Below are 11,597 nucleotides of genomic sequence, written 5' to 3' on the forward strand. Positions count from 1 at the left end.
TAGTTAACTGTAAATTTTTCATAAACGAGGCTATAAATCTCCGATGGTAATTTTCTCAGGCAGTTGGTTCAACTTACCGCTCCTGGCTTTTCAGGAGCGGTATATTTTTTTACCCGTATGAATGATTTTTTTACTGCTGTTTGCGGTCATATGAATCCCCGGAGAAAGCAATACCTGTCGTATGCTTATGGACTGGACTGGGGCAAGTGGAACACGGTATGGCATCCTATCAGGTTTTAATATAGAGTAAACGTGAGAATTTCACACCTAACGTCTGTCATCATACGATTGACTAACACTAATAAAACATCCGCTAATATAAAATCCGGGTGTTGCATTAAACCTGTTTAACATTATGAAAAGAAGAATACTGTTTATTGCGCTTGTTGCCTTATTAAGTAAACTGCATGGATATACTCAAACCACCGCTGAAAATGATTACCGCGATATATATCCCGACACCTGGGTGGCTACCGATGGCGTTGGCAGAACCATGCCGGCGTTTAATGCGGTGGGGCCGGTTAAGCATGATCAGCGCCGTGTTGTGGGCATTTTTTACATTACCTGGCATAGCGATAATCTCGCCAACCTTAAGCCTCCTTATAGTGCAGATGTAACCAAAGTGCTTGCCAAAGATCCGGCTGCCCGGCTTGATGCCAAACATCCTTTATGGAAAGAAGGATCATATCACTGGGGTGAACCGGAAGCCGGGTTTTTTTTGAGTAAAGATGAATATGTGATCCGCAAAGACATGTCTATGCTGGCCGATGCAGGCGTGGATGTGCTGATCATGGACGTAACCAATGCGGTTCGGTACTGGAGTGAGTGGGACGCTGTTTTTTCGGTAATGCAAAAAATGAAGGCAGAAGGAAATAAAGTGCCTGAATTTTGTTTTTGGGCATTTAACGGACCGGTCATTACAGTAGTCCAGGATTTATACGACAGAATTTACAAAGAAAATAAATACAAAGACCTGTGGTTTCACTGGGACGATAAGCCTCTGCTGTTATATAATGGCGACCCAAGTGTGGATGCAAACGGAAACGGCGTAAAGAATCCCAATCTACATTATGATTCCACGGCATTAACCAACCGCAATAACCCTCATTACGGAAACCCTGATTACACTGAAAAATTTTATAAAGACTACACTAAAGAAGTAAAAAAATATTTTACCCTGCGTACGATGTGGTGGGGATATTATAAATGGGCGGGTAAGCGTTTCGTGGGCACAGAAGACAACTGGAGCTTTGGATATGATTTAGGCAACGAAAAAGTAAAGACCATGAATCCCGACAGCCTTGTTTCTATACACAATGGAAAAAAGGAGGAAGCCGCCGTTACGCCTGCGCAGCATCCGTCAAGTCTTGTTGGAAAATCATGGTCCAGGGAAAAAGGTGAGCCGCCGTTAAACCAATATGATCTTCCTGAACCTACCTACGTACCGTGGTTGAAGAAAACGGTAAGCAATCCGGAAGGCTATGGTATTTACTTCCAGGAAAGATGGGAAGAAGCATTGAAAACCGATCCTCAGTTTTTATATATCAACGACTGGAACGAATGGACTGCAGGCAAGTACCAGCCGGCAGATGGAAAAACATTTGATTTCATGCGCCGCAAAAGTCCCTATTTTTTTGTTGACCAGTACAACGCCGAATTTAACCGTGCCATACAGCCCATGAAAGGCGGCTATACGGATAATTATTACATGCAGATGGCACAAAACATCCGCAGGTATAAAGGTGTGCGTGCCATACCGGAATTAAAAGGATTGTCGAAGATGAAAGTGGATGGAAACTTTGATGACTGGAAAAAAATATCGGTAGAATACCGCGATACCAAAGGCGATGTTTTTCACCGTGATCATAAAGGATACGGTGGTCTGCATTACAGCAACAATTCGGGACGTAACGATATTGTAACCTGTAAAGTAGCAGTAGATAAAAACAATGTATTCTTTTATGCCGAAACAGACCAGCCGCTTACCCCTTCTATTGGCAATAACTGGATGCTGCTGCTGATAGATGCGGATCAGGATCCGGCTACCGGATGGCATGGATATGATTTCCTTATCAATAAAAAAATTAAGGATGATAAAACCACAACCCTGATGCGTTATGATGCCAATACCGCAAGCAATCACTGGACAGAAGTGACCCAATTAACATACCGGTATAACGGCCATGCACTGGAGTTGTCTGTTCCGCGCAGCATTTTGGGCTTAAAAGGTGATGGATTTACTTTCGATTATCATTGGGCAGACAATCCCGAAGACCTCGAAACGCCCATTTCGCTCAGCATTAACGGTGATAGTGCACCCAACCGCCGGTTCAACTATCGGAGCATCTGGAAAAAATAAGTTCAGAAAGCAAACAAAATCATTGGTCAGTCACACTAAAAATTAAGAGATGAAATATTGCACAGGTTTATTGCTTCTTGCTTTTTGTTTACAATCAAGGGCCCAGTCGCCAGGCATTAGCGCTATAGCCACAGATGCCGTTGGCAGAACTTTACCTGGTTATGAACAAGCAGGCGCACCTAAGAAAGATAAGTTTGTAGGATTGTTTTACTGGACATGGCATACACAGCAAAGCAAAAACAATCCACCTTATAACGTTACCGAATACCTTTCGCGCGACCCCAAAGCAATACATGATTATAATAATCCCATATGGCCCAAACGCAAAAGTCCCTGGTTTTGGGGTGAGCCTTTGTTTGGTTATTATATTGATACCGATGCATGGGTGTTGCGTAAACATGCAGAGATGCTGGCGGATGCAGGTGTTGACGTGATCATTTTTGACTGCACCAATGGTAATATTACCTGGAAAGAATCGTATATGAAATTGTGTGAAGTATTTACACAGGCACGAAAAGATGGTGTTAAAACTCCTCAAATTGCTTTTATGCTGCCCTTTTGGGTGGGCGTTGGCGGCAAGGAAATATTAAGGGAAATATACAATGATCTGTACAAACCCGGTAAGTATAAAGACCTGTGGTTTAACTGGAAAGGGAAACCTTTTGTAATGGGATCTCCGGAATTTGCCGAAGACATAGCCGGCAGAGCGAATGATCCCGCACTGAAAAAAGAATTGCAGCAATTCTTCACCTTTCGTACGGGTCAGCCGGTATACAACAAAGGGCCCGAAAAACCAGACCATTGGGGATGGCTGGAAATTTACCCGCAGCATGGTTTTGTAAAAAAAGAGGATGGTGGCTTTGAACAGGTAACTGTTGGAGCAGCGCAGAACTGGACAAAGGAAAGAGGATTAACTGCGTTGAATGCTACCGGTGCTTTTGGCCGTAGCTATACACATGCAAAAGGCCACATTACAGAGCCCGGAGCGGTAAACTATGGGTACAACTTCCAGGAACAGTGGGACCGGGCGCTGGAAATTGATCCTGAATTTATTTTTATTACCGGATGGAATGAATGGATTGCGGGGAGGTATGATGTTTGGCAGGAGCAAACCAACGCATTCCCTGATGAATTTAACCAGGAAAACAGCCGCGATATTGAGCCCATGAAAGGCGGGCATGGCGATAACTATTACTACCAGATGGTAAGCAATATCCGCAGGTTTAAAGGTATACCAGTTACGCAGCCTGTATCTGCGCCTATAACCATTGCCGTTGACGGAAGATTTGCAGAATGGAATAAAGTAACACCGGCTTTCACATCTCACAAAGGCAGTACCATTCACCGCAACAGCGCGGGTTGGGGCAGCTTGCATTATACGAACAATACAGGAAGAAATGATATTGTGCTTGCCAAAGTGGCCAGGGATAATGATCATGTTTATTTTTATGTTGAATCCGCTAAGGCATTAACGCCCAAAACAGACCCTGCATGGATGCGTTTGTTTATTGATATTGATCTGGATAAAAATACCGGGTGGGAAGGATATGATTTTGTGATCAACCGCATTAATCCGGGTAAGAAAGCTATAGTGGAAAAAACGGATGCAGCATGGAACTGGCAAAAAGCCGGTGAGGTGGATTATGCAGTGAATGGCAATAAACTGGAAATTAAAGTACCAAAAGATTTACTGGGCATTACCGGCGAGCCTGATTTTGGTTTTAAATGGAGCGATAATATGCAGGAGCAGAACAATATCATGGATTTTTGGATCAATGGCGATACAGCGCCTGCCGGAAGATTTAATTATCATTATACAGCAAAATAAAAACGCTGCATGGTTTGCTGCCGGGGCAATCGCCGTGGTACGTGTCTCACGTACCCCCACCAGGGCTTCTTTTTATTTAAGTTGACCGGCGACAATTTGAACTTTTCTCACCGGAGGTAAGTGCATCCGTTTCTACTGCCCTGGCTGGTGTCTCCACCACCAGCCAGCGACAATTGAATACACCACCTTTAGTTAACTTTTAAAATTGTAGTCAATTCAAATGAGAAAGTTTATCCTTATTGTTTGTATGAGTTGCTTCATTGCTGAATCATCCATCTCACAAACGCTGGCTGCAACCGACGGGCTGGGTCGTACGCTGGTGCAAAATGATGCCGCAGGAAATCCAAAATCCAATCGTCATGTTGCACTGTTCTATTTTTTGTGGCAGGGCGATAAAGGTTCACCAACATCGCCCAACAACTGGGATTTGCACGAACTGTATACAAACCACCGGGAAGTTTTTGATGATGCCGGTGATCCCAATTGGGGTGGTGGTAAAGGAACTTATTATTTTTGGGGTAAGCCTATTTACGGATATTACCGTGGCGATGATTACTGGGTGCATCTGCGCAATGTTCAACTGCTTACCGATGCAGGCGTAGATATGCTGGTGATAGATGCTACCAACCGGGTTACTTATCCGCTTCAGTCTGAAGCATTGATGAAAGCAATGGATGCAGTGCGGGCACAGGGAAAAAATCCTCCTAAAATTGTGTTCTACACCAATACAGCTTCGGGAGAAACCATGCAGGAGATTTATGAGAATTTTTATAAAGAAGGAGCGCCTTACCGTCATCCGGATTGCTGGTATTATTTAGATAATAAACCCCTGATTATAGGAGTAACCAAAGAAACGGAAGGTAAAGCGTATAAGAATTTTTTCACTTTCAGGGAGTCGCAATGGCCAACGGTGCCCAAAGTACCAAATGGTTGGCCCTGGATTAGTTTTACCCGGAAGCCCGAAGTACACTACAATGAACGTGGTGAAAAAGAAATTATCAACGTGTCTGTGGCGCAACACCCAAATCCCACTGCCGGCATGGGAGGTTCGGCATTCTATGGGAACATGGACAACTGGGGACGCAGTTATCATAACAACACGCATGGCAATCCGGAAACCGATATACGGTATGGTTACAATTTCCAGGAACAATGGGATTATGCGCTTAAGGAAGACGTTCCGTTTGTATTTGTTACCGGGTGGAATGAATGGATTGCAGGCCGCTGGAAGAGCATGGATGATAATCCAAAGCATTCCTGGTTTTGCGACCAGGCAAGTCCTGAATACAGTCGCGATATTGAACCTTCTTTAACCGCCGGACTAAAAGATCATTATTACATGCAAATGGTTAATAACATACGACGGTATAAAGGCGTTGAAAAAAATCCGGCAGACGATGCATGGATAACGATTCGCAATATGCAGGATTGGAAAAAAGTAGCGCTTGTATATACCGATTATACCGGTGACACACAACACCGCAATCATCCCGGGGCACAGTCAAAACCCGAAACCATTTACACCAGCAATACAGGCCGGAATGACTTTCATATTATAAAAGTGGCAAAGGATGATAAGCATTTATTTTTTTACACCGAAACAGTACATGATATTACAGAGCCATCGGGCAACAACTGGATGCGCCTCTATATTGATTGGGATAAGAATGCCAAAACCGGCTGGAAGGGCTATGATTACCGGGTTGTAAAGGGTACTGTACTGGAACAATATAGCAATGGTAAATGGACAGTCATTAATAAAAAAGCAATCAAGCCTGTTATTAACGGAAACAAAATGATGCTTACGATTCCGCTTTCACTTTTTAGTAAGTTGGCTGGCCCACTCCGTTTTGAATTTAAATGGACGGATAACATGCAGGAGGAAGACCCGTTGGACTGGTATATCAACGGAGATACAGCACCGGGAGGCCGGTTTAATTATCAGTATACGGCACAATAGAATACACTTCGCTCCTGCTTTTTGCAAAGAACCCAATGTGTAAGATAAAATGAATTTTCCCGGTTACATATATAACCTTCGGAAAGGACACCTGTTTTATTTATAGTTTGATAACGATTGGGATATTAGATTTGTAAATAACCATTTAGCCATGGATGAATTATGTAAGAGAACTTCTATTGCCATGATTGCTGCACTGTGCATATTGTTTGCTGTTTCTGCTCAGGCATTGGGGCAGCAACAAATACAGTGGAAAGATACTGTGGAGGTGGAATGGGAAAAAGCACCAACATCAGGAACGATTGAAGTGCTTAATGGGCGGGTTGGGAAAATAGCCATACTAAAAGGCAAAGGAAAAATAAAAGGAACCCATTTTCAATTTACTTCATCGGGCAGCGCACGTATTGCCATTTATCTTGACAGCATTCGAAATAATCCGGGACCCGGCGCTACACTCCTTACTGTTCAAACCGGGCAAAGGCCGTTTTCTTTTTTTGCGAGAGATGTAAGTACGGCGTTCCCGGTATACATCCCCATATACGGCGTGGTGGTACTACCGGGCAAGGATAACCGGTCTTATACAACCATAAAAGATCATATTGCATCACTGAAGCATCACACAAAACTCGAAAAAATACAGCTTGAACCAGAAGCCTCCTTTGCTTCTGCAGAACATTTTGTTCGCCGGCAGTATGTGCCCACCTGGCTAGGCATCAGCAGGGATTTCCGAATTTTTCAGCTTACAGAAAGTATGCCCGGTATGCCGCGGGAAGCCAGCATCATTACACCTAAATATGCAGCCAGCAATGTTAACCTGCCCGAAACAAAGAATAATGCTTCAGCCTATTTGTTTGTAACAGGGCGTGGCCAGGGTGTAGAACTCAATACAAAGCGCTGGCTGGATGATGGAGTGTTGCCTGTTTTACATTCTGTTACTAAGGATGAAGATGTACAATACCATTCCATTTCATTTGTTGCGCTGGAAAAATCTTCACTTGCGGAACAAGGCCCACGCGGTACAGACTTTCTTGTTGCCGATAATTACAGCCATGGACATATGTTTACAAAGCAACAGGAGGGGGTATTAAAACATAAACTGCAGAAAGCCTTTGATACGCCCGAGGAAACGGTTTTTTATTTCAGGTCTGTTGCAGAAAACAAAGGTAGTGCTCCGGTGTATGCATGGTTTAAAACAGCACGACCGGGCAGTGGATGGTATGAACACTATCCGTACACTTATGATAGCGCAACCGGTCTTTCAACCTATGCGCCGGATAAAGTCTTTTGCACTTCAACCCTAAACGGGAAGCCATTGCCCAATGAAGAAATAGCTATTTTATTAAAGCCCGGCGAAAAAGCGGTGTTCGAGTTTTTTCTTCCGCATACACCTGTTTCCTATACACGTGCCATAGCGCTGTCGAAACAATCGTTTGACGAAAAATGGAATGATTGTAAATCCTTTTGGAAAGCGAAGCTTAAAAGCGGGGCACAAATCCATTTACCCGAGCAGCGTATTGAAAACATGTTGCAGGCGGGATTGCTTCATTTGGATTTGATCACTTACGGAACAGAACCAGATAGCACACTGGCTCCTTCTATTGGCGTATATTCTCCCATTGGTACAGAAAGCGCTCCGATCATCCAGTTCTATGCTTCAATGGGTTGGCATGATATAGCCAAACGATCCTTACAATATTTCCTTGATAAGCAGCACGATGATGGCATGATCCAGAATTTTGGCGGATACATGGTAGAAACCGGCGCGGCATTATGGAGTATGGGCGAATATTATCGCTATACAAATGATAAAGTATGGGTAGAAAAGATAAAACCACAATTGCTTAAATCATGCGATTTTTTGCTGGCATGGCGAAACCGGAATAAAAAGGAAAATCTGCGCGGCAAAGGTTATGGTATGATTGATGGAAAAGTAGCCGATCCTGAAGACCAGTTTCACCAGTTCATGCTTAATGGATATGCTTACCTTGGTTGTATACGTGTTGCCGAAATGCTTGCTGGTACAGATGATGTGCAGGCGGAACGTATAAAAAAAGAAGCGGAAGCCTGGAGGGCAGATATACGCGAATCTTTTTTTAATTCGATGGCGCATTCGCCTGTGATTCCCACGGGCAACGGAAACTGGTTGCCTACTGTGGCGCCCTGGCCCGAAATGACAGGCCCCAGGGCTTTGTATAGTAAAGCGGAAAACTTTTTCTCTCATGCCACATTTACTACCGCCGATGCATTACTGGGCCCCTTATACCTGGTTTTTTGTGAAGTGCTTGATGTTAACGAACCCGCATCAGCCATACTACTGAATTACCACAGTGAAATGTTCTACCAGCATAATGTTGCATTTAGTCAGCCTTATTACAGCCGCCATAACTGGGTGCAGGCAAAGCTCGGCATGGTAAAACCTTTTTTGCAAACTTATTATAATGCTTTTGCAGCGCTTGCCGACAGGGAAACATTTACCTTTTGGGAACATTTTTACCATGTAAGTGTGCATAAAACCCATGAAGAAGCCTGGTTTTTAATGGAAACGAGGTGGATGCTATATATGGAGGAAGGCTCTGCGCTACATCTGTTGCGTACTATACCCCGCAACTGGATGGAGGATGGTAAAACTATCGAACTTAAAAATGTTTCCTCCTATTACGGTCCCTTAAATGTGAAAGTTAATTCCGCTGTAAGTAAAGGATATATAGAAGCTGCTGTTGAATGTAAAACAGGCAGGGGCCTGAAGTCCGTAAGTATTCGCTTACCTCATCCCGATGGTAAAACCCCAATCAAAATAACAGGAGGTGTATATAATGAAGAAACGGAAACAGTAAGTATACCGTCCTTTAATGGCGCTGCCCATGTAAAACTGGAATACTGAGAAAGGCATTTAAAAAATAGGTTTCGTTAGTAAATATTTTTTACCTTAACCCGTAATTAATGGTGGATTGATAGTGTATGGTAATAGGGATGCCACACCTGCATCATTGATAAAAACATTCATGATCAAAGAAAAATTGCCTTTAATGAAACGACGTTCAGCCATAAAAAACCTCATGATATTTGCGGGAGGGATATACCTTCTCCCATCCTGCGCCGGAAACGGCAAATCATCCATTGAACTTAAGAATCTTGACATACTGGTGGGTGAAGAAGCCTTGTTGGGAGAAGTTGCTGAAGCAATGATCCCCAAAACGGCTGATGCACCCGGCGCCAGGGGCCTTAACCTGCACTTGTTTACTTTAAAAATGGTAGATGATTGTCATAATGCCGAAGATCAAAAAGCTTTTAAAGCAGGACTTGCTTCTCTGAATAAAATCTCGCTGGAAAAAAACAACAAACCCTTTAACCAGTTAGACGCTATTACCAGAATTCAGTTTATTGAAAGTACCCTGAAGGATACTACCAATAATCCCGCGCTTCGTACTTTTTTTGAGATCACCAAACGAAGAGTGATACAGGGGTTCACCAATTCAAAATATGTGATGACAGACCTGAAGCAATATGAAATGGTTCCCGGCAGGTATAACGGGTATTTCCCCGTAGATAAGGTTTAATAAAACGCAATAAAAATTATGCCTCAGTTAAATACAGACAGCATTAAAGAACGCACATTCGATGCCATTGTAATTGGCTCGGGGATCAGCGGTGGCTGGTCGGCAAAAGAACTTACCGAAAAAGGATTGAAAACATTGCTGCTCGAACGTGGCAGGGATGTAAAGCACATCAAAGATTATCCTACCACCAATATGCTTCCTTACGAGTTTGAGCACAGGAACGAAGTGCCGCTGGCGATAAAGGAGAAATCGCCTATCGTTAGCAAGTGTTATGCTTTCAGGGAAGACGCTATGCATTTTTTTGTTAAGGATGATGAGCATCCCTACATACAGGAAAAACCATTCGACTGGATAAGGGGTTACCAGGTAGGCGGAAAATCGTTATTATGGGCCCGTCATACACAACGCTGGAGTGATTTTGATTTTGAAGGCCCGGCACGGGATGGCTTTGCGGTGGATTGGCCGATTCGTTATAAAGACATTGCTCCCTGGTACAGCTATGTGGAAAAATTTGCAGGCATAGCGGGTAATAAGGACGGCTTAAAAGAATTGCCTGATGGTGAGTTCCTTCCTGCTTTTCAACTTAATGCAGTAGAGGATTATTTTAAAGAACAGGTAGCGCTTAAATATAAAAACCGTCATTTGATCAGTGCACGGCTGGCACATTTGTCTCAACCGCAGCCTGTTCACCTGGAACAGGGCCGGGGGCAGTGCCAGAACCGAACCCTGTGCCAGCGCGGATGCCCGTTTGGCGGATATTTCAGCAGCAATGCTTCCACTATTCCCTGGGCGCAAAAAACAGGTAATCTAACACTGCGCCCTTTTTCTGTAGTGCATTCCATCATATACGATGAAAAGAAAGGAAGGGCAACCGGTGTTAAAGTAATTGATACCAATACAAAGGAAGAGATAGAATATTTTTCCAGGATCATTTTTGTAAATGCATCTGCCATCAATACCAATCTTATTTTGCTCAATTCAAAATCAAGCCGTTTTCCAAACGGATTGGGTAACGATAGCGGTGTATTGGGAAAGTATGTAGCCTTTCACCACTATGGTGGTAACGTGAGCGGCAGGTATGAAGGCCCGTTAGATAAATTCACAACGGATGGGCGTAGTCCGGGAAGTGGCTATATCCCCCGCTTTAGAAATGTATACAAACAGGAAACAGATTTCCTCCGTGGCTATGCAGCAGGGTTTAGCGCGGGACGTGGATTTTACAGCGATACATCTGCAATAGGTGAAACATTAAAAGATAATTTGCTGAACCGGAAACTCGGTTCATGGCATGTGGGTTCGCACATGATGGGCGAAACCATTCCTAAAGAACAAAGCTTTATAAAGCTGGATGCAGATAAAAAAGATGACTGGGGCGTTCCGTTATTAAAAATTTCAGTAGACTTTGATGATAATGATGCAAAGATGCTGAATGATTATTTTGAGCAGGTTAGTGAAATGTTTACAGCCGCAGGATTTAAAGACGTAAAAACCAGCAAACGCCCCGGCGCGCCGGGCCTGGATATTCATGAAATGGGTGGTGTTCGCATGGGGCATGATCCCGGAACATCCATGCTTAATAAATGGCATCAGTTGCACGCATGTAAAAATGTATTTGTAACCGATGGCGCCTGCATGACCTCAACTTCTACTCAAAATCCATCACTCACGTATATGGCTTTTTCTGCAAGGGCAGCCAATTTTGCGGTGGAAGAAATGAAGAAAGGGAATCTTTAATTTGAAAATTTGAAAATGTGGGAAATGTGAAAATGCCTGCCATTGATAAGCGAAAAAATGCAATGAGAAAGGAGTAAGGTGAGCGGTGGATTGCGAAAGGTAAATGTGCTTTGGCTGACTGCTCACTGCCGGTACCTTCACAAGGTTAGTGCAGGATGC

At 43.6% G+C, this 11,597-nt stretch carries 7 protein-coding genes; all 7 read left to right on the forward strand.

Annotation, left to right across the window (positions count from 1 at the left end):
* Nucleotides 1–117 precede the first annotated feature (117 nt).
* The 7 genes from VL121_RS14845 (at nt 118) to VL121_RS14875 (ending at nt 11,438) form a co-directional block, all read left to right on the forward strand.
* Nucleotides 118–240, forward strand: coding sequence for a hypothetical protein (locus VL121_RS14845; protein WP_325406679.1), 123 nt, complete (start codon nt 118–120; stop codon nt 238–240).
* Nucleotides 241–355: 115 nt separating this feature from the next.
* Nucleotides 356–2,359: a hypothetical protein gene (locus VL121_RS14850; RefSeq protein WP_325406681.1), complete on the forward strand. Its 2,004-nt coding sequence runs from the start codon at nt 356–358 to the stop codon at nt 2,357–2,359.
* A gap of 49 nt (nt 2,360–2,408) precedes the next feature.
* Nucleotides 2,409–4,187 carry a glycoside hydrolase family 71/99 protein gene (locus VL121_RS14855; protein ID WP_325406683.1) on the forward strand — a complete coding sequence of 593 codons (1,779 nt, stop codon included), beginning with the start codon at nt 2,409–2,411 and terminating at the stop codon, nt 4,185–4,187.
* A gap of 220 nt (nt 4,188–4,407) precedes the next feature.
* On the forward strand, nt 4,408–6,147 hold the full coding sequence (locus tag VL121_RS14860; protein ID WP_325406686.1) for a hypothetical protein: 1,740 nt from the start codon (nt 4,408–4,410) through the stop codon (nt 6,145–6,147).
* A 151-nt stretch (nt 6,148–6,298) separates the two neighbouring features.
* Nucleotides 6,299–9,028, forward strand: coding sequence for a glucosidase family protein (locus tag VL121_RS14865; RefSeq protein WP_325406688.1), 2,730 nt, complete (start codon nt 6,299–6,301; stop codon nt 9,026–9,028).
* Between the two features lie 145 nt (nt 9,029–9,173).
* A complete protein-coding gene (locus tag VL121_RS14870) occupies nt 9,174–9,704 on the forward strand; it encodes a gluconate 2-dehydrogenase subunit 3 family protein (RefSeq protein ID WP_325406690.1) in 531 nt (176 codons plus the stop codon).
* An 18-nt stretch (nt 9,705–9,722) separates the two neighbouring features.
* The gene (locus VL121_RS14875; protein ID WP_325406692.1) at nt 9,723–11,438 is read left to right on the forward strand and encodes a GMC family oxidoreductase; all 1,716 of its coding nucleotides are present in this window, start codon (nt 9,723–9,725) and stop codon (nt 11,436–11,438) included.
* Nucleotides 11,439–11,597 lie beyond the last annotated feature (159 nt).

It is taken from the genome of Agriterribacter sp. (assembly GCF_035497235.1).
Taxonomy (GTDB): Bacteria; Bacteroidota; Bacteroidia; order Chitinophagales; family Chitinophagaceae; genus Agriterribacter.